This window comes from Curtobacterium sp. 'Ferrero', assembly GCF_002412165.1.
GTDB lineage: Bacteria > Actinomycetota > Actinomycetes > Actinomycetales > Microbacteriaceae > Curtobacterium.
Genome location: NZ_NXIA01000002.1, coordinates 369,511 through 395,106, shown reverse-complemented (window position 1 = coordinate 395,106; position 25,596 = coordinate 369,511). Strand labels below are relative to the sequence as shown.

The 25,596-nt window shown below is 72.3% G+C and carries 22 protein-coding genes and 1 tRNA gene; 10 read left to right on the top strand and 13 right to left on the bottom strand.

Annotation, left to right across the window (positions count from 1 at the left end; genetic code table 11):
• Positions 1-111 precede the first annotated feature (111 nt).
• Positions 112-1,656: an amino acid permease gene (locus Csp2054_RS03920; protein WP_096897973.1), complete on the top strand. Its 1,545-nt coding sequence runs from the start codon at positions 112-114 to the stop codon at positions 1,654-1,656.
• Between the two features lie 71 nt (positions 1,657-1,727).
• On the top strand, positions 1,728-2,033 hold the full coding sequence (locus Csp2054_RS03915; protein WP_096897972.1) for a hypothetical protein: 306 nt from the start codon (positions 1,728-1,730) through the stop codon (positions 2,031-2,033).
• Between the two features lie 423 nt (positions 2,034-2,456).
• Here Csp2054_RS03915 and Csp2054_RS03910 read toward each other — a convergent pair whose 3' ends face one another.
• From Csp2054_RS03910 to Csp2054_RS17985, 4 genes are all read right to left on the bottom strand, one after another.
• Positions 2,457-2,669: an SCO4848 family membrane protein gene (locus Csp2054_RS03910; protein WP_096897971.1), complete on the bottom strand. Its 213-nt coding sequence runs from the start codon at positions 2,667-2,669 to the stop codon at positions 2,457-2,459.
• A 160-nt stretch (positions 2,670-2,829) separates the two neighbouring features.
• Positions 2,830-3,756: a hypothetical protein gene (locus Csp2054_RS03905; RefSeq protein WP_096897970.1), complete on the bottom strand. Its 927-nt coding sequence runs from the start codon at positions 3,754-3,756 to the stop codon at positions 2,830-2,832.
• Positions 3,753-4,214, bottom strand: coding sequence for an ImmA/IrrE family metallo-endopeptidase (locus Csp2054_RS17990; protein WP_176491544.1), 462 nt, complete (start codon positions 4,212-4,214; stop codon positions 3,753-3,755). The genes Csp2054_RS03905 and Csp2054_RS17990 overlap by 4 nt, the downstream gene beginning before the upstream one ends.
• The gene (locus tag Csp2054_RS17985; RefSeq protein ID WP_176491543.1) at positions 4,211-4,645 is read right to left on the bottom strand and encodes a hypothetical protein; all 435 of its coding nucleotides are present in this window, start codon (positions 4,643-4,645) and stop codon (positions 4,211-4,213) included. The genes Csp2054_RS17990 and Csp2054_RS17985 overlap by 4 nt, the downstream gene beginning before the upstream one ends.
• 62 nt (positions 4,646-4,707) lie before the next feature.
• On the opposite strand from Csp2054_RS17985, the gene Csp2054_RS03895 reads away from it, so the two are divergent.
• Together Csp2054_RS03895 and Csp2054_RS03890 are read left to right on the top strand one after the other, a co-directional pair.
• On the top strand, positions 4,708-5,358 hold the full coding sequence (locus Csp2054_RS03895; RefSeq protein WP_096897968.1) for an IMPACT family protein: 651 nt from the start codon (positions 4,708-4,710) through the stop codon (positions 5,356-5,358).
• A gap of 98 nt (positions 5,359-5,456) precedes the next feature.
• Positions 5,457-9,089 carry an SdrD B-like domain-containing protein gene (locus Csp2054_RS03890; protein ID WP_141399112.1) on the top strand — a complete coding sequence of 1,211 codons (3,633 nt, stop codon included), beginning with the start codon at positions 5,457-5,459 and terminating at the stop codon, positions 9,087-9,089.
• Between the two features lie 269 nt (positions 9,090-9,358).
• Here the strand turns inward: Csp2054_RS03890 and Csp2054_RS03885 are convergent.
• A tRNA-Lys gene (locus Csp2054_RS03885) sits at positions 9,359-9,434 on the bottom strand.
• 112 nt (positions 9,435-9,546) lie between these two features.
• Here Csp2054_RS03885 and bcp point away from each other — a divergent pair.
• Entirely contained in the window at positions 9,547-10,017 is a 471-nt protein-coding gene (gene bcp, locus Csp2054_RS03880; protein WP_096897966.1) for a thioredoxin-dependent thiol peroxidase, read from the top strand.
• 81 nt (positions 10,018-10,098) lie between these two features.
• Here bcp and Csp2054_RS03875 read toward each other — a convergent pair whose 3' ends face one another.
• Positions 10,099-10,530, bottom strand: a complete 432-nt coding sequence (locus Csp2054_RS03875) for a hypothetical protein (RefSeq protein ID WP_096897965.1) — start codon at positions 10,528-10,530, stop codon at positions 10,099-10,101.
• A 257-nt stretch (positions 10,531-10,787) separates the two neighbouring features.
• On the opposite strand from Csp2054_RS03875, the gene Csp2054_RS03870 reads away from it, so the two are divergent.
• Positions 10,788-11,036, top strand: coding sequence for a WhiB family transcriptional regulator (locus tag Csp2054_RS03870; protein ID WP_022904217.1), 249 nt, complete (start codon positions 10,788-10,790; stop codon positions 11,034-11,036).
• Positions 11,037-11,193: 157 nt separating this feature from the next.
• On the opposite strand, the gene Csp2054_RS03865 is transcribed toward Csp2054_RS03870, so the two are convergent.
• Positions 11,194-12,699 carry a sensor histidine kinase gene (locus Csp2054_RS03865; protein WP_096897964.1) on the bottom strand — a complete coding sequence of 502 codons (1,506 nt, stop codon included), beginning with the start codon at positions 12,697-12,699 and terminating at the stop codon, positions 11,194-11,196.
• Between the two features lie 118 nt (positions 12,700-12,817).
• Here Csp2054_RS03865 and Csp2054_RS03860 point away from each other — a divergent pair, with 118 nt between their 5' ends.
• On the top strand, positions 12,818-13,324 hold the full coding sequence (locus Csp2054_RS03860; RefSeq protein ID WP_096897963.1) for an Rv3235 family protein: 507 nt from the start codon (positions 12,818-12,820) through the stop codon (positions 13,322-13,324).
• Positions 13,325-13,548: 224 nt separating this feature from the next.
• Here Csp2054_RS03860 and secA read toward each other — a convergent pair whose 3' ends face one another.
• From secA to mtrA, 6 genes are all read right to left on the bottom strand, one after another.
• Positions 13,549-16,326 carry a preprotein translocase subunit SecA gene (secA, locus tag Csp2054_RS03855; RefSeq protein ID WP_096897962.1) on the bottom strand — a complete coding sequence of 926 codons (2,778 nt, stop codon included), beginning with the start codon at positions 16,324-16,326 and terminating at the stop codon, positions 13,549-13,551.
• A 149-nt stretch (positions 16,327-16,475) separates the two neighbouring features.
• Positions 16,476-17,174, bottom strand: a complete 699-nt coding sequence (gene hpf, locus Csp2054_RS03850; protein ID WP_096897961.1) for a ribosome hibernation-promoting factor, HPF/YfiA family — start codon at positions 17,172-17,174, stop codon at positions 16,476-16,478.
• A gap of 139 nt (positions 17,175-17,313) precedes the next feature.
• The gene (locus tag Csp2054_RS03845; protein WP_096897960.1) at positions 17,314-17,997 is read right to left on the bottom strand and encodes a ComF family protein; all 684 of its coding nucleotides are present in this window, start codon (positions 17,995-17,997) and stop codon (positions 17,314-17,316) included.
• A gap of 137 nt (positions 17,998-18,134) precedes the next feature.
• Positions 18,135-19,853, bottom strand: coding sequence for a GerMN domain-containing protein (locus tag Csp2054_RS03840; RefSeq protein WP_096897959.1), 1,719 nt, complete (start codon positions 19,851-19,853; stop codon positions 18,135-18,137).
• Positions 19,850-21,526: an MtrAB system histidine kinase MtrB gene (gene mtrB / locus Csp2054_RS03835; RefSeq protein WP_255252598.1), complete on the bottom strand. Its 1,677-nt coding sequence runs from the start codon at positions 21,524-21,526 to the stop codon at positions 19,850-19,852. Before mtrB ends, Csp2054_RS03840 begins: the two co-directional genes overlap by 4 nt.
• 5 nt (positions 21,527-21,531) lie before the next feature.
• Positions 21,532-22,206, bottom strand: coding sequence for an MtrAB system response regulator MtrA (gene mtrA / locus Csp2054_RS03830; protein ID WP_096898031.1), 675 nt, complete (start codon positions 22,204-22,206; stop codon positions 21,532-21,534).
• A gap of 349 nt (positions 22,207-22,555) precedes the next feature.
• Here mtrA and Csp2054_RS03825 point away from each other — a divergent pair, with 349 nt between their 5' ends.
• The 3 genes from Csp2054_RS03825 to Csp2054_RS03815 are packed head-to-tail and all read left to right on the top strand — an operon-like array spanning position 22,556 to position 25,592.
• On the top strand, positions 22,556-23,704 hold the full coding sequence (locus tag Csp2054_RS03825; protein ID WP_096897958.1) for a proline-rich domain-containing protein: 1,149 nt from the start codon (positions 22,556-22,558) through the stop codon (positions 23,702-23,704).
• Positions 23,701-24,351: a DUF4129 domain-containing protein gene (locus Csp2054_RS03820; RefSeq protein ID WP_176491542.1), complete on the top strand. Its 651-nt coding sequence runs from the start codon at positions 23,701-23,703 to the stop codon at positions 24,349-24,351. The genes Csp2054_RS03825 and Csp2054_RS03820 overlap by 4 nt, the downstream gene beginning before the upstream one ends.
• Positions 24,348-25,592, top strand: coding sequence for a DUF4350 domain-containing protein (locus Csp2054_RS03815; protein ID WP_096897956.1), 1,245 nt, complete (start codon positions 24,348-24,350; stop codon positions 25,590-25,592). The genes Csp2054_RS03820 and Csp2054_RS03815 overlap by 4 nt, the downstream gene beginning before the upstream one ends.
• Positions 25,593-25,596: the final 4 nt, after the last annotated feature.

Genomic DNA, 25,596 nt, shown 5'->3' with positions numbered 1-25,596 from the left:
GCGTGTCGCCCACGCACATGGGGATCGACATCGTGATGCGGTCGTTACAGTCCAGGCGGCGCGCAGGGTCGGGTGCCGCCCCTGCGCGCCCGCACATGTAGCGTGGCGCGCATGACAGCGCAGAACGACACGGGCGCCCGACGCGCCCCCGCGCAGGACTTCTCGCACGAGCAGGAGGGCTACCAGCACGGTCTGAAGCCCCGGCAGTTGCAGATGATCGCGATCGGTGGAGCCATCGGCACGGGGCTCTTCCTCGGAGCCGGCGGACGGCTCAACTCGGCCGGCCCGGCACTCGCGATCACCTACCTGGTGGCGGGCGTCTTCGCGTTCTTCATCCTCCGGGCGCTCGGCGAACTCGTGCTGCACCGTCCGTCGTCTGGGTCCTTCATCTCGTACGCGCGCGAGTTCTACGGTGAGAAGTTCGCGTACGCGGCCGGCTGGATGTACTTCCTCAACTGGGCGATGACCTCGATCGTGGACACCACGGCAGTGGCCCTCTACATGCAGTACTGGAAGCCGTTCACCGCGGCACCGCAGTGGCTCATGGCGCTCATCGCCCTGGTCGTCGTGCTCGCCGCGAACCTCGTCGCGGTGAAGGTGTTCGGGGAGCTCGAGTTCTGGTTCGCGCTCATCAAGGTCGCGGCACTCGTGGCCTTCCTGGTCGTCGCGCTCGTCTGGCTGATCTTCGCGTTCCCGGTCGAGACCGGGGGCGAGGCGGTCCGCACCGGGTTCTCGATCCTGCAGGACAACGGCGGGGTGTTCCCGAACGGGCTGCTGCCCGCGGTGCTGGTGATCCAGGGCGTCGTCTTCGCCTACGCCGCCATCGAGCTGGTCGGCACCGCCTCCGGCGAGACGCAGGACACCGAGAAGGTCATCCCGCGGGCGATCAACTCGGTCGTGTTCCGCATCGCGGTGTTCTACGTCGGTTCGGTCGTGCTGCTGTCGCTGCTGCTGCCGTACACGTCGTACAAGGAGGGCGAGAGCCCCTTCGTCACGTTCTTCTCGTCGATCGGGAACCCGCAGGTCGGCCAGGTCGTCGGCTCGATCATGAACTTCGTCGTGCTCACGGCCGCACTGTCGTCGCTGAACGCCGGGCTCTACTCGACCGGGCGGGCGCTGCACTCGATGGGCATGAACGGTTCCGCGCCGCGGTGGACCACGAAGATGTCGCGTGGCGGCGTCCCGTACGCGGGCATCCTGCTCACGGCGGGCTTCACCGTCGTCGGCGTCGTGCTCAACTACTTCGTCCCGTCGCAGGCCTTCGAGATCGCGCTGAACGTCGCGAGCCTCGGCATCATCACCGCGTGGGGGACGATCATCCTGTGCCAGATGAAGCTCCGGAGCTGGGCGAAGCAGGGCCTCGCGAAGGAGCCGACGTTCCGGCTCCCCGGTGCCCCGGTGACCGCGTGGCTGACCCTGGCGTTCCTCGCCTCGGTCATCGTGCTCATGGCCATCGACTGGCCCGTCGGCACGTTCACGATCGCGTCGCTGGTGATCATCATCCCGCTGCTCGTCGTCGGCTGGTTCGTGCAGCGCGACCGGATCCTGCGCATCGCAGCGCTCCGGCAGGGCGTGACCGGACCGTACCCGGTGACCGGGCGCGACCCGGCGAACCAGGTCCGCCGGGCGTCGGAGGACCGACACGACGGCGACTGAGTCTGTCCGCTCGGCGCTCACCCGCCCGACGGCCCCGTGACGGGTCCGGCGCCCACCGATAGCATCGGCGAGTGCCGGACCCGTCGCTCGTTCCCTCCCTCGACCTGCAGCTGACCTGGCGCGGCACGTTCGGACGCATCCGGTTCTTCGACCACCGGGTGACCGCCGAGACGAGCTTCGAGCGGGACGCCCTGACGACCGTGCCGATGGCGTCGGTCCGCGGCTGGCGCATCGAGCCGTGCGACTTCGACGCGGTGTGCGTCGAGTTCGTCACCGACGACGACACCTACCGCGTCCTGCTCGACACGATCGACGAGCGCCTCGCCGACCACGCGCTCCGACGGGTGCTCGGCGCCCCGCTGCCGTCCGCGTCCTGACCGCCCCGGTCCCCGGTCACCGCCCCCGTCCGCCCGGTCGTCGCCACGTCTGTCCGCGACACGCCGGTCCGGCCTGCCGGGCACAGCAGGAGTCTGCTGGTGGACTGCTCGACGCCGCTCCCCCACGGCCCCGACGTCGACCGTGCCGTCGGACCGCGGGCCGGAGGGCCGAGCACCACCGGCACCGTCGTCGCCGGGCTCCGGGACGGATTCGGGTTCCGGCCCGCGGACCGGCGACGACGGACCGTCCCGCTGCGTGCACTCCCCACGGTCGCCACGCCGGCGGTTCGTGGCCGCACCGGACAGCGTGATCGCACGCGGTCACACCGTCGACGTGCGGGCACGTCCCGACGCGGCCAGGAGACGGACGGGAGGCACGCGCCGGCGCCGGCACGTGCCTCCCGTCCGGTGGACGGCGAGGCGTCAGACGAGCAGCAGGATGCCCGCGACGACCGACGCGGCGGCGATCGCGAGCGCGATCAGCAGGAGGACGAAGTGCACCCGCCAGAAGGTGGTGGGTCGTCCGGCTGCGTCCCGGGCGCGCGTGTCCGCGGCGACCCGCCGGAAGAAGCGGGGCCAGGCCACGACGTTGAAGAGGGCTCCGATGAACAGGACGACGGCAGCGAAGACGAGCACCGTCCAACTGTAGCCAGCTCGACCGCGGCCAGCCGACGACCCCTGCACGGCAAGGACGCACCGGGCCCGGCGGTGCTCGGCCGCCCCCAACGCGGCCGAGTCCCACCGACCTGTAGCACGTGCTACAGCACCCTACACGGTCGGTGGGGTCGGGTCGACCTCAGACGGTGTCGAGTGCTCGCTCCGCATCGGCGAGGGCACCCTGCTCGGACGGCGAGAGCGTGGACGAGGACGAGCGCAGACCGTCGTTGATCTCCACGATGACCCGGGTCAACTCGGTCGCCGGGTCGTCCGTCTCCGGGTACGCGTTGTCCGTGCCCACCCGCTCGTGCACCGACCGCAGCCGACGGAGGGCCCGACGGACGGCGCGCGCACGACGTGCCCGCCGGAGCCGGTGACCGATGACCAGCAGGAGCATCCCGCACGCAACGCACAGGACTGCGCTCGGCGTGGTGACGTCGTAGGGCGGCGCGAGCGCTCGGGTCACGTCGAGGTGACCGCGGACGTGCGCCACGTCCATCACGACGACGACCACCATGCGGACGAGACCGGCGACCCCGCCGAGCACGAGGACCGCGAGGCCGACGCTCTCGACCGGCCCCCGCGCCTCCCGGAAGCGCAGCACGCAGATCGTCCCCGTCGCGCCGAGGGCGACCCCGAGGTACGTGGTCTGCGCGATCGAGTACACCGCCGCGGCCGGTCGCGCTCCGGCGTCGAGCATGAACGTCGTGGTGGTCGGGGGCTTGTCGAGCACCGTGAACGCCACCACGACGACGGCGAGCACGACCAGGAAGACGGCGGTGATCGTGGTCCGCAGCCAACGGGGTGCCGACCCGACGGCCTTCGCGACGCCCCAGAGCAGCGTGCTCGTGCCGGCCACCATCAGGCAGTCCCCCACGAGCGTCACGACGTTGACGCCGCCGAGGAGCGGGTCGAGCCAGCGGTACAGGGGATCGACGTTCGTGACGATCGTCGCGGTGAACAGCAGGAACGTGACGGCGAGCGTGCGGTCCTGGCCGCGTTGGAGGACGAAGAGGGTGACCGTGCCGCCGACGAGGACGACGGCCTGGAGCACCGCCAGGATCACCCGAAGACCCCGCGGAAGGCGCTGGGCCGGTCACGGTGGGCACGGATCACGCCGGCGAGCCGGTCGGCGAAGAGCTCGGCCTCGTGCTCGTACGCGTTCTCGAACAGCCCGCGGGCCATCGCGCGTTCGACCTTGTAGCCGGGCAGGTCCGGGATGACGTCGCGGATGTAGGCGGACTGCGCCTGCGACTCCTGGTGGCGGTGCAGGACGTGTCCGAGTTCGTGGCCGACGACGAAGGCCCGGAAGGTCGGTGACGGGGTCGGCGAGATCATGACGAGGTGCTGGTGCTCGAGGGTCGCCACGAAGCCGCACACCGGCTCGCTCGCGAGGAAGTCCTCCTCGCGCACCACGATCGGCTTGCCGAGGATCTCGGCCGCAGCGGTCACGGCCGCGTCGACGTCGGTCCAGGTCGCGGCCTCCGCGCGCGCCCAGAACGCGTCGACGGGATCGGTGCTCACGCGACGCTCCCGCGCTGTGACTCCTCCTCGAGCACGGCCGCGATGCGCCGCAACGCGTCCGCGGAGAGCTCTCCCGGGAAGGTCCTGGCGGCGAACCCGCTCACCCGGGCCGAGCGCAGCGACCGGACGAGGGCGAGCTGCGCACTGATGCGGGCGGGGACCTCGCTGTCCTCGAGCAGGAACCGCTCGTCCACCTCGAAGAAGCCCGCGAGCAGCCGGAGGAGGCCCGTGTCGCGGTTGCGCCGACCGTCCCCGGAGAGCATGTAGGTCCACTTCGCCCGAGAGAGTGAGCCGCCGTGCTCGGCCACGTACTCCTCCACCGCCGCGAACGGCACCGGCACCCCTCGCTGCGACTCCTCGAAGTCGAGCAGCAGGTTCAGTCGGCGCGCGAGTTCCGCGGCGTCGAGCGCGCCACCCCGCTCCTCCACCATGTCGATCGGACTCCTCCCCGGTCAGCGGTGCACGACATGCTAGCGCCGGTAGCCTCGATCCGGTGACCCGTCAGCTGCCCGCGACCATCGCCGCACCACTCGAGCACGAGATCGTGGTCACGCGGTCGCGGTTCCTCACCACCGTCGCGCCGGTCGAGGACGTGGCGGACGCGGACCGGGTGATCGCAGCCGTCCGGAAGCGGCACTGGGACGCGCGCCACCACTGCACCGCGATGGTGACCGGTGTCCTCGGCGACCAGGCGCGGTCGTCCGACGACGGCGAGCCGAGCGGCACGGCGGGGGTACCCATGCTCGAGGTCCTCCGCCGTCGCGAGCTCACCGACCTCGTGGTGGTCGTCACGCGCTGGTTCGGCGGCGTCAAGCTCGGAGCCGGCGGACTCGTCCGGGCCTACTCGACCTCGGTGTCCGAGGCGCTCGACCGCGCGGAGCTCGTCGAGCGTCGCACGCTGACCCGGGCGGTCGTCTCGGTCCCGCACGTCGACGCCGGTCGGATCGACAACGTGCTGCGCGACTGGGTCCGGCACCACGATGCCGTGCTCGGGGACACGACCTACGGCGCCGGGGCCGCGTTCGAGCTCTGGGTGCCTGCGACCGGGCACGACCGACTGCGGACCGACCTCGCGGCGGCGTCGGCGGGCTCCCTCCGGCCGGTGTTCGGCGAGGACCGGGTCGTCGACGTCCGCCGAGCCTGACCCGACGCCTCCGACGCCTCCGTCCCGACGCGGCCGACCCGGCACCCCCGTCGGGATCCGTGCGGACGACCTGTCCACCCCCATGTAGCGTGTGGAACGTGAAACACCAGGACGCTCCCTCTCCACGACGACGCCGCACGGTCGCGGCGTCCACGGTCACCACCGTCGCGCTCGCGCTGGTCACGGCGCTGACGGGCCCGGCGAGCGCCGGGGCCGCCGAGCTCCCGAGCACCGCGGACGACGCGGCGAGCACGACAGCCACGGCACCGGCTGCGGCCCCGGCCACGGCACCGGCACCGGCACCGGTCACCGCACCAGCCATCGCACCAGCCACCGCTCCGGCGACAGCTCCGGCCTCGCCGGTGCCGCCACCCCCGACCAGCGCTGACCCGCACGCACGCGACGACGCTGCGGTCGCAGCCACCCTCGGCCTGGCCGTCGAGGTCGCGAAGGACGGCAACGGTCCCTTCACGACGACCGACGGCCCGGGCGGGGACACCGGCGACACGAACGGGATCGTGCGGACGCTCGACACCGTCACCTACCGGATCACCGTCAGCAGCAACGGTGGCACCAGCACCGACGAGCGCTTCACCGTCACCGCTCCCGCCGGCACGGCCTGGTCCGCCCTCCCGAGCTCCTGCACCGGTCCGGGCAGCGGCATCGTCGGCCAGGTGCTCACGTGCAACCTCGGCTCGGTGACCGAGGGCAGCACCGTCGCGACCCCCGTGGCGCTCACGGTGTCGGCGGACCTCCGGGCCGGCGACACGGTGGCGGTGCAGGCCGAGGTCACCGCTGACGACAGCGAGACCGTCCGGGCGACCTCGCCGTCGACGACCGTCTCGGCCGTGGCCCGGTACAACCTCAGCAAGGACCTCGTCGGCAGCCAGCTGAAGGCCGACGTGCTCGGACCCGACGGTCGGACGCGGGGGTTCCAGCTCGTCTACCCGATCTCGGTCGACTGGCTCCCCGTCGAACCGGGCGCGGGTCTGCTCGGCTTCGAGGGGAGCGCGGGGCCGATGCACTTCGTCGACGACGTCTCCCGGATCACCGGAGACCTGCCGTCCGGTGCCGTGCTCTTCGCCCCGAACCGGACCGCCTGCGGCATCAACGAGGTGAACGAGGTGCGCTTCTCCGGGATCCCGGGCGGACGCGGCGGCGGGGACGGCAACGTCGTCGACTCGGGGCGGATCACCTGCACGCAGTCGGCGCCGGGGCAGGACGTCGACGTCACGATCACCGACACCGTCACCGACCCCGCGCGGATCCCGACGAAGGGCCTGAACGGCAGCCCGCTGAGCGGTGGCCGGAAGAACTACGTCGTCACCGGGTACCTGAGCCTCTGGGTCCCCGACCTGCCGGCCGGCTCGTCGGTCACCTCGCAGAACACCTACCGTCCGCTCACGACCACGTCGGTCAGCGGCGCACCGAACTTCCCCGGCGGCACCGAGCCCACAGCGGACAACGTCGCGCGGCGCTCCCTCGTCGAACTCGCTCCGGGCAACGGCGGCAAGACGATCACCCAGGTCGGAGCCGACGGCGCGATCACCGCCGGTTCCGCCAAGGAGGGCGACCCGTGGGTCACACCCGGGCAGACGATCCGGAGCAGCGTCTCCGCGTCGAACCCGGGCCTCCGGTCACAGAACGCCGTGGTGTGCGACACCTTCGACCGCGCCACCCAGCGGCTGACGCGGGTCGCCGGCCGGTACACGGCGGTGACCTCGTCCTCCCCTGCGACGGTGCAGTACGCCGCGTACGACATGGCCGACCCCGCCGCCGGTCGCTCCGCCGACTGCGACGACGCATCCGGTCCCTGGTACGACGATCCGGCGCTGGTCCCGGGCGGCCCGGACGCCGTCGGGGCCGTCCGGGCGACGACGACCCTCACCGGTGGGACGAGCCTGTCGCTGTACACCTACACCCGGGTGCTCCCCGTGGCCGGCGGGACGCGCGTGTACGACTTCGGGCACCTGCGGTTCGGGACGGCCGCGTGGCGACACGACAGCGCCGACCCCGTCCTCGGCGCCGGGCCGCTCGCGGACAGTGTGCTCGTGACCGAGAACCGGGTCCGGATCGCGAAGAAGGTCGTCGACGACGGGTACGGCGCGGACGACACCCCGGACGAGACCTCCGTGGTCTCCGGAGGCGACCGGGTCGACTTCGCGCTGTACCCGAGCATCGCGAACGCCGGCGGGGACGGCAGCCCGACCACCCTGACGGTCGAGGACCTCCTCCCTGCCGGCACCGAGTACGTCCCCGGCAGCGCCTCCCCGTCGCCGACGGTGGACTCCGTGGACGACGACGGCGTGACCCGGCAGCGTCTGACCTGGGACCTGGAGGGCGTCACGCCGAACGGCGCGCTCGCGCCGATCACCTACACGGTGTCCGTCTCGCGGCTGACCCCCGCGGGCACGCTGACGAACGAGGTTGAGGTCGCGTCGCCGACGGACCGGTCGCCCGAGGCGGACCGGACGGCACAGCGATCCGTGCGCCTGGTCTCCCCCGGCGGGATCGCCGTCGAGAAGTCGGCCGTGCACCCCGTGGTCGTGACGGGAGACGACCTCGAGTGGACCCTCGGCTGGACCAACCAGGGTTCGACGGACGTCCACGACGTCGCGCTGGTCGACGTCCTCCCCACCGACGGCGACGGGCTCGGGTCGTCCTTCCACGGCAGCCGCTCACTCGCCGCCCCGGTGTCGGTCGATGCGGCAGCCGGGGAAGCCGTGCGGTACACAGCGGCGGATCCGTCCTCCGTCTCGCTCGACCCCGCAGATCCCTCGAACCGGGACGGCGGCGCGACCGTGTGGTGCACCGCCGACGCGTTCGGGAGCGCCGGCTGCCCGGCCGACCTCGCCGAGGCGTCGGCTTTCCGCATCGACCGGTCCGCCCCGGTCGCACCCGGCGCCACGGTCGTGCACCAGGTGGCGCTGTCGACGACGGGCCAGCAGCAGGACGACCGCTACACGAACCGCTTCGGACTCCGCGCGGCCGACCTCGCGCTCCCCGTGGTCTCGAACCGGGCGACCGTCCGGATCGTGGCGGGCTCCGTCGGCGACACCGTGTGGGTCGACGACGACCGCGACGGGCTGCAGGACGACGACCACCCGGCCGCCGGGGTCCGGGCCGAGCTCTCCGGGACGGACGACCGCGGGGCGCAGGTCACGCGTTCGACCGACACCGACGCCGCCGGGCACTACCGGTTCGACGACCTGCGCCCCGGCGACTACCGCGTCAGGTGGTCGGCGCCGGACGGCTTCGGCTTCACCACGGCAGGCGTCGGGGCCGACCCCGGGAGCGACGCCGACGCCGAGCCGACGACGGGCCGCTCGGACGTCGTGCACCTCGCCGTGACGACGGACGAGTCGGGCGCGACCGACGGCGTCAGCACCGACGACGACGTCGACGCCGGGCTCGTGGCCACGGCCGGCGGGTCGACCGGCACGCCGGGCGGATCGACGGGGACCCCGGGTGGGACGCCGGGACCGGGCAGCGCCGCAGGACCGGGCGCCGACGCAGGACCGGGCGCCGCCGCAGGACCGGCCACGGCCGACGAACCCCGGCGGCCGCACGGGAACGCGGACACCGACCGGACGACCGGTCTCGCCTTCACGGGAGCGGCAGGGCTCCTCCCGCTCGCGATGGCGGCAGCCCTGGCGCTCGCGCTGGGCGGTACGGTCCTCGTCCGCCGACGCCGACCCTCCCGGCCCGGAGCACGCGACCGGCGGGCCTGAGACCGGCCGACGGCACTGCGACCGGCGGCGGCACTGCGACCAGCCGAAGGCACTGCGATCCGGGCGGGGACGGGAGACCGACCCGGCACCGACCGACAGCGCCGACGCCCGAGCGCGGGCGGGGACCACCCCGCCCGCGCTCTCGTCGGTGCGGCACGACCCACTGCCGTCCGATCCGACGCCCTCGCGCACGTCGGGCGTGTCGAGTCGGCGGGGCGGGATCACCGGGGAACGACGAAGGCCCCGGTCCGTACGGACCGGGGCCTTGCTGGTGCGCCCCCTGGGACTTGAACCCAGAACCCACTGATTAAGAGTCAGTTGCTCTGCCAATTGAGCTAGAGGCGCATGGTGTGCAGTTGTTCATCGCCGCCGCACTTCCGTGCTGCAACGGGAAACAACAATAGCATGGCTTTCGCGTGCTCGAGACCACTCGGGCACCGGAACGAACAGGAGCACCATGACGGACCGTCTCGCGGCCGGCGACACCGCCCCCGACTTCACCCTCCCCGACCAGGACGGCGTGCAGCACGCACTGCACGACCTACGCGGGAAGAAGGTCATCGTGTACTTCTACCCGGCGGCCTCCACCCCGGGGTGCACCACCGAGGCGTGCGACTTCCGCGACAACATGTCGTCGCTGCAGGCGGCCGGCTACGAGGTCCTCGGCGTCTCGAAGGACGACCTGCCGGCGCTGAAGACGTTCCAGCACGAGCAGGCCCTCACGTTCCCGCTGCTCAGCGACCCGGACCTCGCCGTGCACAAGGCGTACGGCGCCTGGGGCGAGAAGAACAACTACGGGAAGATCGTCACCGGCACGATCCGCTCGACGATCGTCGTCGACGAGGACGGCACCGTGCAGCTCCCCCTCTACAACGTGAAGGCCACGGGGCACGTCGCCAGCCTGCGGAAGAAGCTCGGGCTGGTCTGATCGCCGGAGCGCACGCACTGGAGGCCCGAAGCCGGTCCACGGGACCGGCACCGGGCCTCCAGGCCGTCGCGTGCACGCGCGTCAGTCGTCGTCGCCGTCCTGCCGCACCAGGGCGGCCGTGACCGGCCGCGAGACCACCAGCGTGATGGCGAGCAGCGCGGGGACGAGCAGCAGCCAACCGAACCAGGCGACACGGAACACGCCCTGGAAGGCCCCGATCGCGAGGGCACCCTGCAGGACCTGCCAGACGATGATCCCGGAGCGCACCCACGGCCGTCGGTTCCGCAGCCCGACGAACAGCGAACCGAGCCACAGGGCGGCGATCGCGGTGAGGATCGTCAGGGCGATGCCGGACGCCAGGCTCGTCGCCGGCGAGGTGACGAGTTCGACGATCAGCCAGACGGTGACGCCGACCAGCGCGAGGAACTCGAGGCCGAGCAGCACCTGCAGCACCGTGATCGCGGGCGAGGGTCGTCCGGGGTCCGCGGACCCAGCGGGTGTGGTGTCGTGCACAGCGATCCTCCAGCGTCCGAACCCTTGATTTGCCCCTACCAGTATGGAACGATATTCGAGGTCGTTTGGACGGCACGATGTGGTGTGCGTCTCCCGTGGTTCGACGCTCCTCCCCCGAGCGTTCTGCGGGCGTCAGACTCGCTTCCAGCGGATCCCTCCCCCACGGGTGTCCCCTCATGCTCAGCATGCCCAGCGTTCCGATCCCCGAACCACGTCCACGGCTGCCGTTCGAGCATCGACATCAAGGAGCACCACACATGGACTGGCGTGACCAGGCAGCTTGCCTCACCGCGGACCCCGAGCTCTTCTTCCCGGTCGGGAACACCGGCCCCGCAGTGGACCAGATCGAGAAGGCGAAGTCCGTCTGCGCCCGCTGCACCGTCACCGAGATGTGCCTGCAGTACGCACTGGAGAACAACCAGGACTCCGGCGTCTGGGGTGGCCTCAGCGAGGACGAGCGTCGTGCGCTGAAGCGCCGCGCCGCCCGTGCTCGCCGCGCCTCCTGACGCATCGCTGACGAAGCCCGCTGCCCTCCGGGGCGGCGGGCTTCGTCGTGCCCGGGGCGCCGGTGGAGTCTCGCTCGCGGAACCAGGTTCCGGACACCGAACCGCGATTTTCCACGGTGTCGTGTCCGGAACCTGGTTCCCGGAGTGGGGCCGGCGCCTACGCCGCGGGCGCAGCCGTCAACCAGCGGAACGGGATCGAGATGCCGACCTCGGTGCCGCTGCCCGTGAGGGTGTGCCAGTCGATCGTGCCGCCGAGCTCACCCTGGATCAGCGTCCGGACGATCTGCGTGCCGAGTCCGGAGCCGACCTTGCCCTCGGGCAGGCCCCGACCGTTGTCGCGGACCTGGATCTCGAGGTGGTCGTCGTACCGGTCCGCGACGATCTCCACCTCGCCGTCGCGACCGTCGAGGCCGTGCTCCACCGCGTTCGTCACGAGCTCGGTGAGACCGAGGGCGAGCGGGGTCGCGGCCTCGGACGGCAGGACACCGAACTCGCCGGTCTTCTTCGGGTGCACGGTCGTGTTGTGCGACGCGGCGACCTCGGTGACGAGCTTGAGCACGGAGTCGAAGACCTCGTCGAAGTCGACGTTCTGGCTGAGCCCCGTCGAGAGGGTGTCGTGCACGACCGCGATCGCCGCGACGCGCCGCATGGCGTTCTGGAGCGACGTCCGGGCCTCGTCGGAGTGCGTCCGCCGGGCCTGGATGCGCAGGAGCGACGCCACCGTCTGCAGGTTGTTCTTCACCCGGTGGTGGATCTCCCGGATCGTGGCGTCCTTCGTGATGAGCTCGCGCTCCTGGTGCCGCATCTCGGTCACGTCGCGGCAGAGCACGACCGCGCCGATCCGCTCGCCGTGGTCGCGCAGCGGGATCGAGCGGAGGGACACCGTGACGCCCTTCGCCTCGATGTCCGCACGCCACGGCGCGCGCCCGGTGACGACGAGCGGGAGTGACTCGTCGACGTCGAGCTTGGCGCCGATGAGCTCGGTCGTCACCTCGGCCAGCGACTTGCGCTCGAGCTCCCCCTCGAACCCCATGCGGTTGAACGCGCTCAGGCCGTTCGGGCTCGCGAACGTGACCACGCCGTTGGTGTCGAGGCGGAGCAGACCGTCACTCGCACGGGGAGCGCCGCGGCGGGGCCCGGCCGGGGCGCCGAGGTCCGGGAAGTCCCCGGTGGCGATCATGCCGAAGAGGTCGTTCGCGCTCGCGGTGAAGTTGAGCTCCTGGCGGCTCGGCGTCCGCATCTCGTCCTGGTTCGAGTGTCGGGTGACGACGGCGATCGGACGGTCGGTGGTCTCGGCGCTCTTCGGGCTGAGGCGGCGGAGCACCGGGATCGCCCGCACCCGGGTCGGGGTGTCCTCGTACCAGTCGGGCTCGGCGGAGTCCACCACACGCGACGCGGCGAAGCACTCGGTGACCTGTTCGCGCCACTCCTCGCGGATCTCCTGGCCGACGATGTCGCGGTAGAAGAGCGTCGCGGCCGAGCTCGGCCGGGCGTGTGCGACGGCGACGAACGAGCCGTCCTCGGCGGTCGGCACCCAGAGCACCATGTCGGCGAAGGACAGGTCGGCGAGCAGCTGCCAGTCCCCCACGAGGAGGTGGAGCCACTCCACGTCCGCTTCGGAGGAACGGCCTTGTGCGAGGACGAGGTCACTGAGGGTCGACACGCGCCCAAGTCTAGGTGGCGCGGGGTGTGGACAGATCCGCGTTGTCCACAGGGCTCTCGAGTCGGAATGTCAGATGTTGCACACGCCCTACGCTCACCCGGACAGGAAAGGGGACGGGGTGGCGTGGGAAGCGATCCGACCGGACGTCGAGAGCGACGAGGGGCACGACGAGGGGCAGGGGGCCGGGCCGGCGACGGTCGGTGGAGATGACCGGGTCCGGTCGGCGGAACGGGTGTTGCACGCGGTCCCGGTCGTTCCGATGGACCCGGCACCGACCGCGGAACCACTGCCCGACCCCGAGGAGACCGCGCGCGCATTGGCCCTGTGCGTGGTCGAGATCCTCAGCGGCGCACGCGAGGTCGACAGCATCGCGCGGTGGGTCACCGACGACGTGCACCGGCACCTCCAGCAGCGGGCGGCCCTGACGGCGCGCAACCGCTCGGGACTCCGTCGGGCGGTCCGGCGGCCCTCCCTGCGGGCGGGCAGTGTGGTGGCGTGCAGTCCGGCGGACGGCATCGTGGAGGCGACGGTGGTCGTCCACGGTCGCAGTCACGCCCGGGCCGTGGCGATCAGGCTCGAGACGCGGAACGGCCGGTGGCGGGCGACGGCGGTCGGCGTGCTGTGAGGCGTTGACGGCTCCGGCGCACCGCGCCAGCGGGGTGCCGGCCGAGACGGGAGGTGGGCCCCACCCGCCGGTACCGGCGCACCGCGCCAGCGGGGTGCCGGCCGAGACGGGAGGTGGGCCCCACCCGCCGATACCGGCGCACCGCGCCAGCGGGGTGCCGGCCGAGACGGGAGGGACGGTGCCACCTGGCACCGTCCCTCCCGTCCGTCTGCGTCTGCGTCCGGTCAGCTCCGCTTCGCGGCGCGCCGCTCGGCGCGGTTGTTCGCCGCCGCCTGGCCGGAGGCCGTCGCCGCCGACCCGAACGCGGAGCCCTGCTCGGGGCCCTGCTCGGCTTCCGCCTCGGCCTGCGCACGCTGCGCGCGAGCCGTGGCGGCCTGCTCGAGTCGGCCCTGCTCGTCGCGGACCTCGACCTCGCCGTCGATGGACGGTGCGGAGTACTCGAGGCCCGCGGTCTCCTCCTCACCGAGGCCCTTCGCCTCGATGACCGCGTTCTCGCCGTCCGACTGGACCTGCACCTCGAGGTTGAAGAGGTACCCGACGGACTCCTCGCGGATCTGGCCCATCATGCTCTGGAAGAGTGCGTAGCCCTCGCGCTGGTACTCGACGAGCGGGTCGCGCTGCGCCATCGCACGGAGGCCGATGCCGTCCTTGAGGTAGTCCATCTCGTACAGGTGGTCGCGCCAACGACGGTCGATCACCGAAAGCACCACGCGGCGCTCGAGCTCGCGCATCGCCTCGTCGCCGAGGAGCTCCTCGCGCTTCTGGTAGGCCAGCTGCGCGTCGGAGAGGATCTCGCGGCCGAGGAACTCCCGCGTCGCCTTGCCCTTCGAGCCGGCCTCCGTGATGACCTCGTCGATGGAGATCGAGATCGGGAAGAGCGTGCCGAGCTCGGTCCACATGGCGTCGAGGTCCCAGTCGTCCGGGGATCCCTCGCCGGTGTGCGAGTCGATGACGTCGTCGATGACGCTCTTCAGGAAGGACTGCGCGCGGTCGTGGATGTCGTCGCCCTCGAGGATGTGGCGGCGGTCGCTGTAGATCGCCTCGCGCTGCCGGTTCAGGACGTCGTCGTACTTGAGGACGTTCTTGCGGATCTCGGCGTTGCGGCCCTCGACCTGCGCCTGGGCGGAGCGGATCGCACGCCCGACCAGCTTGTTCTCGATCGCGAGGTCGTCGGGGACGTTCGACCGCCCCATGAGGCTCTCGGCAGCACCCGAGTTGAACAGGCGCATGAGGTCGTCGGTCAGCGAGAGGTAGAAGCGGCTCTCGCCGGGGTCGCCCTGACGACCGGAACGACCACGGAGCTGGTTGTCGATGCGGCGGGACTCGTGGCGCTCGGTGCCGAGGACGTACAGGCCACCGGCGTCACGGACCTTGTCGGCCTCGTCCTTGATCTCGGCCTTGACGCGCTCGAACACGGCGTCCCACTCGGCCTCGTACTCCTCCGGAGTCTCGGTCGGCGAGAGGCCCTTGGCGTGCATCTCCTGCACGGCGAGGAACTCCGCGTTGCCGCCGAGCATGATGTCGGTTCCGCGACCGGCCATGTTCGTGGCCACCGTCACCGCACCGAGCCGACCGGCCTGGGCGACGATCGCCGCCTCGCGGGCGTGGTTCTTCGCGTTGAGGACTTCGTGCTTGACGCCCTTCTTGGCGAGGAGCTTCGACAGGTACTCCGACTTCTCGACGCTCGTCGTGCCCACCAGGACCGGCTGGCCCTTCTCGTGGCGCTCGGCGATGTCGACCGCGACCTGCTCGAACTTCGCCTTCTCGTTCTTGTAGACGAGGTCGGTCTGGTCGATGCGCTGCATCGGCTTGTTCGTCGGGATCGGGACCACGCCGAGCTTGTAGGTCGACATGAACTCCGCCGCCTCGGTCTCGGCGGTGCCGGTCATGCCGGACAGCTTCTGGTAGAGGCGGAAGTAGTTCTGGAGCGTGACGGTGGCGAGGGTCTGGTTCTCGGCCTTGACCTCGACGCCCTCCTTCGCCTCGATCGCCTGGTGGATGCCCTCGTTGTAACGGCGCCCCATGAGGATGCGGCCGGTGTGCTCGTCGACGATGAGCACCTCGCCGTTCATGACGACGTAGTCCTTGTCCTTCTTGAACAGCGCGACGGCCTTGATCGAGTTGTTCAGGAACGAGATCAGCGGGGTGTTCGCGGACTCGTACAGGTTGTCGATGCCGAGGTAGTCCTCGACCTTCTCGATGCCGGGCTCGAGCACGCCGACGGTGCGCTTCTTCTCGTCGACCTCGTAGTCCTCGCCGGGGGTGAGGCGCTTGGCGATCGACGCGAACTCGGTGAACCAGCGGTTGGCCTCACCCGAGGACGGGCCGGAGATGATGAGCGGGGTCCGCGCCTCGTCGATGAGGATCGAGTCGACCTCGTCCACGATCGCGAAGTAGTGGCCGCGCTGGACCATGTCGGACGCCTGCCACGCCATGTTGTCGCGCAGGTAGTCGAAGCCGAACTCGTTGTTCGTGCCGTACGTGATGTCGGCGGCGTACTGCTCGCGACGCTCGGCCGGCGACTGGTTCGCGATGATGCAGCCCGTCGTCATGCCGAGGGCACGGAAGACGCGGCCCATGAGCTCGGACTGGTACGACGCGAGGAAGTCGTTGACGGTGATGACGTGCACGCCGCGCGACGGGATCGCGTTGAGGTAGGCAGCGGTCGTCGCGACGAGGGTCTTGCCCTCACCGGTCTTCATCTCGGCGATGTTGCCGAGGTGGAGCGCCGCGCCGCCCATGAGCTGCACGTCGAAGTGGCGCATGCCGAGGGTCCGCTTCGACGCCTCGCGCACGGCGGCGAACGCCTCGGGCAGCAGGTCGTCGAGGGACTCGCCGTTGGCGTAGCGCCCGCGCAGCTCCCCGGTCTCGCCCTGGAGTTCCTCGTCGGTGAGGGTCGCGAAGTCGTCTTCGAGGTCGTTGATCGCCGAGGCGTACGCCTTCAGCCGACGGAGGGTTCGTCCTTCGCCGATGCGGAGGACCTTCTCCAGCACGTTTGCCACGTGAGCTCCTTACGAGGTCGTCTCGCGCCGTCTGCGCGATGCGATCAGCCAGTCATGCTAGCAACCCGGCGAACGGCGACGCTGGGAGCGGCACGGCCGTGCGCGGCCCGCGAACGGGCCGCGCACGGGTGGACGACGGTGGGACGCGGTCAGGCCGACGCGACCGCCGGTTCCGCTCCGGCACGCACGCCGGAGGCGGTGTCCTCGACCGCGATGACGCCGTAGTCCCAGCCCTTGCGGCGGTACACGACGCTCGGACGACCGGAGGCCGAATCGACGAACAGGTAGAAGTCGTGGCCGACGAGCTCCATGTGGTACAGCGCGTCGTCGACCGTCATCGGCGCGGCCTCGAAGACCTTCTCGCGGATGACCACGGGGCAGTACGCCTCGTCCTCGGGCTCCTGGTCCGCGTCCGGCTCGACGACCGGGACGGCCCCCGTCGCGACGGTCTGCAGGAGCTTGCCGTCCGCGGGGACGACGCCGAGGTGCTCGAAAGCGGCGCCAGACGCCTCACCCACCGAGGTCGGGCGGTGACGACCGCGGTGCACCTTGCGGCGGTCCCGCGCCCGACGGAGCCGTTCGGCCAACCGGGCGAACGCCAGGTCGAAGGCCGCGTACTTGTCCGACGCGGCCGACTCGGCCCGGACGAGCGGCCCGGGGCCGATCAGGGTCAGCTCGACGCGGTCCTCGCCGCCGCTGCCGCCGGACTTCTCGTTGTGACGGCTGATGCGCACCTCGAACGCGAGGGCACGGTCGGCGAGCGCGTCGATCTTCTCGGACTTCTGTTCGACGTAGGTGCGGAATCGGTCGGTGACCCCGACGTTCCGGCCCGTGATCGTCACGTCCATGTGGCGGCTCCCATCCACGCTCGGCGCGTCGCCTCCGTCCGGCGATCTCTGACGCCTTGTCGCGAGGCTAGACCCGCACCGCGCCCGTCGTCACGACATTTCCCGGTTCCCTGCACGACACCCACGAGACACTCAGCGCTCACCCGGCGTGCACCGGGGCGACACGGTCCTCGACGCTCGCGACCGCGACGCAGCGGACGACGGATCCGCCGGCCGCCCGGACCGCGCGGACGGCCTCGGCCATGGTGACGCCCGTGGTCACGACGTCGTCGACGAGCACGACGGTGCGGCCCGCGACGTCCCTGGCCACGAGCGAGCCGACCGTTGCCCGGACCCGTTCGGTGGCGGACCGCTCCTTCTGCCCGGTCCCGCCCCGGTCCCGACGTGCCCGTACGAGCGGTCGGCCGCGCGGGGCTCCCCCTCGACGCAGGAGCAGCACGACCGGGTCGAACCCCCGCCGACGGCGACCGCGAGCCGACGGCGGGACCCGCAGCAGCACGGTGCCCGGGGGCGCCTCCGCCAGGGCCCGGTGCACCAGTGCGGCGAACCGTCCGGCGAGCGGCCCGGCGACGTCGACCCGCGACCGGAGCTTGAGCTCGAGGAGCAGGACCCGCACGAGCCCCTCGTACTCGAACGCGACGTCGGTGCGGACCCCGCCGACCAGCCGGACCCGACGGGGCCGGTCCGCCAGGGCGCGCCGACAGTCCGCGCACACCGCGCGGTCCGGTGCCCCGCAGCCGACGCAGTCGACGGGAAGGAGGAGCCCGAGCGCGGCCCGCAGGGCCGCCGCCCAACGCTGCTCCGGATCGGTGCTCGCTGCCATCACACCAGGGTGGACCGGGCACCCACCCGACCGGCGGCCGACGTCGCGACCTGGGGACGAGCCTCCCGTCCGGGTCCCCTGTGCAGGAACGGACGCTGCCGGTGCGGACCGGAGACCGGACCGCGCGCCGGGCGGGGTCAGCGCTGTGTGCCGAGCACCGCGCACTCCACACCGGTCGACTCCCAGCCGCCGCCGGTGGACTGCAGGACGGCGCCGTCAGCGAGCCGGAGGAGCAGCGAGCCCCCGCTCCCGCCGACGATCGTCGTCGCGGTGCCGTCCGGCTTCGGCAGGGTCGAGGACTTTCCGCCGATCGTCGTCCGGACGATCTCCGGGCCGTCCTCCGTCTGCCCCACGGACGCGATGTCCGTGTCGCTGATCCACGCCGCGGACACGGCGTCGCCCGAGGCGGCCTGCACCCGGACCGGTGCTCCGAACGCCGTCGGGACCCGGTCCTGGTCGCGGATGATCGCCATGACGTACAGGGCCGGACCGTCCGACGTCTGCAGGAGCGCGAGCGCCCGGGTGGAGTCGCGCGACACCTCGAACGACACGAGCTGTCCCTTCGGCAGGGTGGTCGCGACCTGGTGCGGCTGCCCGGCGACCGAGTAGGACGTCACCTCGCTCGGGTCACCGCGGTCCGCCACCCACACCGACCCGGACCCGAGGTCGTCGACGGCGGGCGGGACCGTGTCGGTCCTGGTGTCGACCCGCAGCCGCGGCCGGCCCGACCGGACCACCCACACGCCGTCGGCGTTCTGCACGGCCGCCAGGGTGCCCGAAGCGCTCAGCGACAACGCCGTCGGGTCGAGGTCGGCGACCTGCGCACCGATGCCGCCGCCGAGCGAGGACACCGAGTCGCCGGAGGCGTACCCGGCCTTCGCGTTCGCGACCACGAGCGGCCGGGGGTCGACGTCCGGGTTCTGCTGCGCGTCCACCCCGCCCGACGAGCCGGTCTCCGGGAGGGTGATCGCGGCGCCCTCGATCGTCATCGTCACCGAGGAAACCGAGGCCACCGACGCCAGCGACTTCGTCAGCTGCGCGCGCATCCGCAGCTTGTCGGACGTGCTCGCCCGGAGCGCGTCGCTCGACAGGTCCACCTGCGCGGTGCCGTTGTCGATCGTCACGGCGTTCAGCGACAGCTGCGTCCCCTCCGGGAACGCGGTGACCACGGCGCCCTTCAGCCAGTCGGCGGGACCGGCGAGCAGTGCGCTGACGATCCTCGTGCTGACCGAGGAGCGCGCGAGGAACCAGCGCACGTCCGGGACGAAGAAGTCGTACGAGGGGTCGTAGAAGTAGAGCTCGTGCTGCTGGAACACCGACTCGAAGCGGACCGGCGACAGGATGATGCCGTCCGGGGCGTACGCGATCCGCCACTCGCCGTCCTCGCGGACGAACTGGTAGGTCAGTGTCGAGGTCGTCGGGCGGACGGCCTGCGTGTACTCCCCGTCCGAGTCGACCGTCGCGCTCGCCGTCAGCGTGTAGGTGAGCTCCCGTCCGCCGACGCGTTCGACCGAGCCCGACCCGTCGCTGATCGTCACGCCCTGGCGGGGGTTCCACTTCTGCGAGAACCCGGACGCCAGGAACTCCCGGGCGATGGCGTAGTTGTTCTGCGCACCGGTGGCGGCGGCGATGAACCCGCGCAGGATCGTCGTCTGGTCCGCGCCGTCGCTCGGCCCGTCCGGCCGGAAGTCGACGCCGGAGACCGATTCGTCCTTGATCGTCTGCCCGGACCGGACGTCGCCCGAGACGGGGATCGCGGCGCAGGCCGACACGGCGACGAGCGTGAGGGCGGCCAGGGCGACCGCGAGCAGCCGGCGCGGCCGACGCCTCGGGGCACGAGTGCGTGCGGGGGTCATGCGTCCTCCTCACGGACGGCGCGCGGACCTCGGTACGGCTCGTCGAGGTCCGGCAGCGGGATCGCCGACGTCGCCGTCGACGCCTGCTCGGAGCGGGGCAGGGTGAGCACGAACGCCGACCCCTCGCCCGGACGGGACCACACGTCGATCCGGCCGCCGTGCAGGTTCGCGTCGCCGAGACTGATCGCGAGCCCGAGCCCGGTGCCGCCGATCGTGCGCTTCCGGCTCGGGTCGGCGCGCCAGAACCGGTCGAACACCCGTGCGGCGTCCTCCGGCGGCATGCCGACACCGTGGTCCCGCACCTCGATCGCCACGGTGCGGGCGTCGCTGTCGACCACGACCTGCACGGGCTTCGCCTCACCGTGTTCGATCGCGTTCCCGACGAGGTTCCGCATGATGCGCCGGATGCGCTTGGCGTCGAGCTGCATGGTCGTGTGGCCGCCCGGCGTCTCGAGGACGAGCTCGACGCCCGCGCGGTCGGCGAGCGGACGGAACTCCTCGACGATGTCCGCGGCGAGCGCCGCCGGCACGACGGGCTCGGTGTCGAGCTGGACGGCCTGGGCGTCGTAGCGGGAGATCTCGAGCAGGTCGGCCAGCAGGAGCTCGAACCGCTCGACCTGCGCGTGCAGGAGTTCCGCCGACCGTCCGACCGAGGGCTCGAAGGCGTGTCGGGAGTCGTAGAGCATGTCGCCGGCGAGCCGGATGGTGGTGAGCGGCGTCCGGAGTTCGTGCGACACGTCGGACACGAAGCGCTGCTGCACCCGGGAGAGCTCGGCGAGCTGCGTGATCTGCCGGCTCACCGCGTCCGCCATCCCGTTGAAGCTCCTGGCGAGGGTGGCGATGTCGTCGTTGCCGCGCACCGGGATGCGTTCGTCGAGCCGGCCGGCCGCGATCTTCCGGCTCGTCTCGGCGGCTCCGCGGATCGGCACGATGACGAGCCGGACCACGAGCGAGGTGACGAGCGCGATGAGCACCATGAGGGCCACGCCGCCGATGGACAGCGTCTGGGACACGAAGTCGAGGGTCTGCTGCGCGTCGGAGAGGTCGTAGACGAGGTACAGCTCGTACTGCCCGGCGCTCGGGATCTGGAGTGTCGACCCGACGGCGAGCCCGGGCGACCGGCGCCCCTCGTCGTCGAGCTGTACGGGCTGCAGACTGAGCCGGCCGGTGTTCTTGCCGACCTCGCGCCGCAGGGCGTCGCTGATGACCGCGTCGGGGAACCCCGGCGTCACGATGGTCTGCAGGGTCTGCGACGTGGTCTGGTCCGGACTGCGCTCGATCGCGACCGCGGTCCCTCCCGGGCTGGTCGTGTTCGACAGGATCGCCTGCTGCGCCTCGTTCTGCAGCGTCTCGAGTTCGGACTGGTTGTTGTCCTCGCCCGCGGTCGCCGCGTCGAAGATGTTCTGCGCGACGATCGTGGCGCGCGCCGACTCGGACTCGATCTGGTCGCGGCGCTGGGCGTACACGTTGGACGAGATGCTCACCATGACGGCCGTGCCGATGACCGCGACCGCGAGGCCGGTGGTGAGGACGGTGATCGCCACCGACCGGAACATGAGGGACCGGCTCCACAGGTACCCGATGCCGCGCCAGCCGCGACGGACCCACCGGCGCAGCCGACGTCCGCTGCGGCCGAGGGGGCTCCTCGCCGCGGGGCGGGCTGCCGGTGGCACGGTGCTCAGGCTCCTCCGGCCCGGTAGCCGACGCCACGGACGGTGGTGACGATCTTCGGGTTGTCGGGATCGTGCTCGATCTTGGCGCGCAGCCGCTGGACGTGGACGTTCACGAGCCGGGTGTCGGCCTTGTAGTGGTAGCCCCACACCTGCTCGAGCAGCATCTCCCGCGTGAACACCTGGTTCGGCTTCTCGGCGAGGGCACGGAGGAGGTCGAACTCGAGCGGCGTGAGCGCGATCACGGCGTCGCCGCGGCGGACCTCGTGACCGGGGACGTCGACCGTCAGGTCGCCGACGTGCAGCACCGTGGAGTCGGACGACGTCGGTCGCAGCCGCGTCCGGATGCGGGCGACGAGCTCCTTCGGGTTGAAGGGCTTGACGACGTAGTCGTCGGCGCCGTTCTCGAGCCCGGCCACGACGTCGGCGGTGTCGCTCTTCGCCGTCAGCATGATGATCGGTGTGCCGCTCTCGGCCCGGATCCGCTTGCACACCTCGATCCCGTCGATGCCGGGGAGCATGACGTCGAGGAGCACCAGGTCCGGCTCGGTGGCGCGGAACGCGTCCATCGCCCCGGTGCCGTCGGCGCTGAAGTCGGGTTCGAACCCCTCGGAGCGGAGCACGATGCCGATCATCTCGGCGAGGGCCTGGTCGTCGTCGACGACGAGGATGCGCGGTGTCATGTGATGGGACTTCCGTACCTGTGGAGCGGGCGGTGCCGGTCCGACACCGCACCTCACGATAGCCGAGGCCCCGTCATGCGGGCTTTTCCGCCAGGATGGTGTCGACCGCGTGTCCGCTCGCGTGGTCGGAGCGAGGGGGTGCGGCATGACCGGCTGGCAGGTACCGGGGTCCGGTGGCGAGCAGCCGTCGGGCGCGGATCGGGACGGACGGCCTGGAGGCACGGACCGGCAGTGGACGCCGCCGCCGTCCCCGACGTGGCCGGGTCGCGGCGACGGCGCGTGGCCGGGTCCGCAGGGCGGCCCGCCGCAGGGCCCACCGCAGGGCGCACGGCCGGGAGCGCGTCCGGCGGTGCCGCTGCGCCCGCTCGGGCTCGGCGACGTCCTGTCGGGTGCGTTCACGGTGTTCCGGCGCAACGCCCGGGTCCTGCTGCTCTGGAGCTTCCTGCTCTCCGGGATCGTCGGCCTGCTCACCCAGCTCGTCAGCTCGCTCACGCGTGCGAGCCTGCAGACGCGGTTGTTCTCCGCGCTCGACGGCGGGCGCGACGCCGCGACGGTGGCGGCCGGGGCGGTGACGCTGTTCGCGCTCGTGTCGATCGGGCTGCCGTTCCTGTCGGGACTCCTCCGCGGGTTCCTCGTGGCACCGATCGCGGTCGACACCGGCCAGCGGGTGCTCGGTCGGCGCGCCACCTTCCGCGGGACCTGGTCGCTCCTCGCCGGACGACGCTGGTCGGTCGTCGGCTGGGTGCTCCTGCAGGCGCTCGCGGGCGTGGTGTTCGGCGGCGGACTGCTGGCACTGGGGGTCGGGTTCGTGGCGGCCCTCGCGGCCAGCCGGGCGAGCTGGGGCTGGTTCCTGCTCGCGATCCTCGTGCTCGGGCTCGGCGGCGGCGTCGTGGTGGTGTGGCTGACGACGCGCTTCGCGTTCACGGTCCCGACCATCGCGCTCGAGGGCCGGTCGGTCTTCTCGGCAGCGGCGCAGTCGTGGCGGCTCACCCGTGGTGCGTTCTGGCGCACGTTCGGGATCATGCTCCTGGTGAACGCGGCGTTCGCGGTCGCCGCCGGGATCGCGTCCTTCCCGCTCAGCGCCGGTTCGGCCCTGGTCGGCGGGGTGTTCGACCCGCTCGGGCAGACGTCCGCGTCGTCGGGCGTCGGCGCCGGTGCCGTGGTGCTGCTCGTGGTGGGCGCGCTCCTGGTGATCGCCGTCCAGTGCACCGCGGACGTGCTGACGGGTGCCGTCGTGACGCTCCTCGCGGTGGACCGACGGATCCGGACCGAGGGGCTCGACCAGCGGATCGCGGCGCACCTCGACACGGGAGACCCGGCCGACCCGTTCGCGCCGGCGACTCCGCTCCCGGCCGCACGGGGTCCGTGGGGTCCGTCGCCGCAGGGGTGGGTCGCGGGCCCGCAGTGGGGGGCGCCACAGCAGTGGGGACCGCCGCAGCAGTGGGGACCGCCCGCTCCGGAGCCGCCCCGGTGGAACGGACCGGACGGCACGCCGTGACGGCCGTCGACCCGGACCAGGCGCGGCGGCTGCTCGAGCGCGAACTCGAGCGCTCCGCTTACCAGGGGGCGCAGCCGACGTGGTGGGACCGGGCGTCGAAGGCCTTCCTGGACTGGTTGGCCTCGCTCCGTGCCGACGGGCTGGACTCGCCCGGCGTCGGCCACACGCTGCTCGTGGTCGCGATCGTGGTGCTCGTCGCCGTGGCGGTGCTCGTCGTGGTCGCCCGGGGGGTCCCGCGGCGACGCCTCCGGGTCACGGACGACGCCGTCCGCGGCGTGTTCGACGACGACGACACCCGATCGGCCGACGAGCTCCTGCGCTCCGCGGACGCGGCCGCGCGGAACGGTGACTGGAGCGCCGCGGTCCTCGACGGCTACCGGGCCACCGCCCGCGGCCTCGGCGAGCGCGACCTCGTCCCGGACGTCCCCGGGGCGACGGCCCGGGCGATCGCAGCCGCGGCCGCGCGGCCGTTCCCGGCACTCGCCGACGAGCTCGACACCGCCGCGCGCACCTTCGACGCGGTCCGCTACCTCGACACGCCGGCCGACCGCTCCGCCGCCGAGGCCGTGGTCGCGTCCGCCAGGACGATCGCCCGCACCCGCCCCGCGGCCGACCGGTCCGTGACGACCACGGCGGTGCCGTCGTGAGCACCGGGACCGTTCCCCGTGCCGGATCGACAGGGACCGGTGAGGGCACCGTCGTCCCCGGTCGCGTCCCCGGTCGTCGGGGTCGGGCCGCCGTCTGGGCCGGGATCGCCGTGGTCGGGCTCGTGCTGGCCGTGCTGACGGTCGCCGTCCGCGGGACCCCGGGGCCGTCCGAGCACGAGCTCGACCCGGCATCGACGACCGCGAGCGGGTCCCGGGCGCTCGTCCGGGTCCTCGAGCAGCGGGGCACGGCCGTGGACGTCGTGCGGGACGCCGACCGGACCGGCACGGGGACGGTGTTCGTCGACGACGGGGACGGCGTGCTCTCGGCCGCCGTCGCCGGGCGGCTCGTCCGGACCGCCCGGCACGTGGTCCTCGTGACGACGCAGCCGGCCGTGCTGCAGGCCGTCGGACTCGACGTCCGGGACACCCGCGCCGTGGACGACGCCGTGTCGTCCACCGGATCGTGCCCGATCCCCGCGGTGCGTGCCGCCGGGTCCGTGACCGCGACGGGGACCGGCTACCGCGTCGGCGCCGACGGGGACGGCGGTGCGCGGGTCGAGCGGTGCGCCCCGAGCGGCGACGGTGCCGACCGGGTGTGGGGCATCGTGCGGACCACCACCGCGGGGGGTGACGTCACGGTCCTCGGCACCACCGCCGCCCTCCGGAACGACACGATCACGACCGCCGGCAACGCGGGGCTGGCGCTCGGGCTGCTCGGTGGGGACGACCGCCTGGCCTGGTACGTGCCGACCCCCGGCAGCGCCGATGCCGCGACGACGCTCGGCGAGCTCGCACCGCCCTGGGTGCCGTCCGTCCTGCTCCTGCTCGCGCTCGTCGCGGTCGCTGGGGCGGTCTGGCGCGGCCGCCGCCTCGGGCCGCTCGTCGTGGAGCCGCTCCCCGTCGTCGTCCGTGCCGCGGAGACGACCGAGGGACGGGCGCGGCTCTACGCCAGGACCCGCGACCGCACCCACGCCCTCGACACCCTGCGGACGGCGGCCCTCTTCCGGATCGGCCGTCGCCTCGGACTCCCCCGCTCCGCGCACGTCGACGACGTCGTCCGTGCCGCGGCCCGCGCCACCGGACGTCCGGACCACGAGGTCGGCGCCGTGCTCGTCGGCGGCCCGACCGGCACCGATGCCGCCCTCCTCGACGGGGTGCACGCCCTCGACGACCTCGAACGCGCCGTCCACGCGGCGACGACCGGCACCGACCACCACGACCGACCAGGAGCACGACCGTGACCGA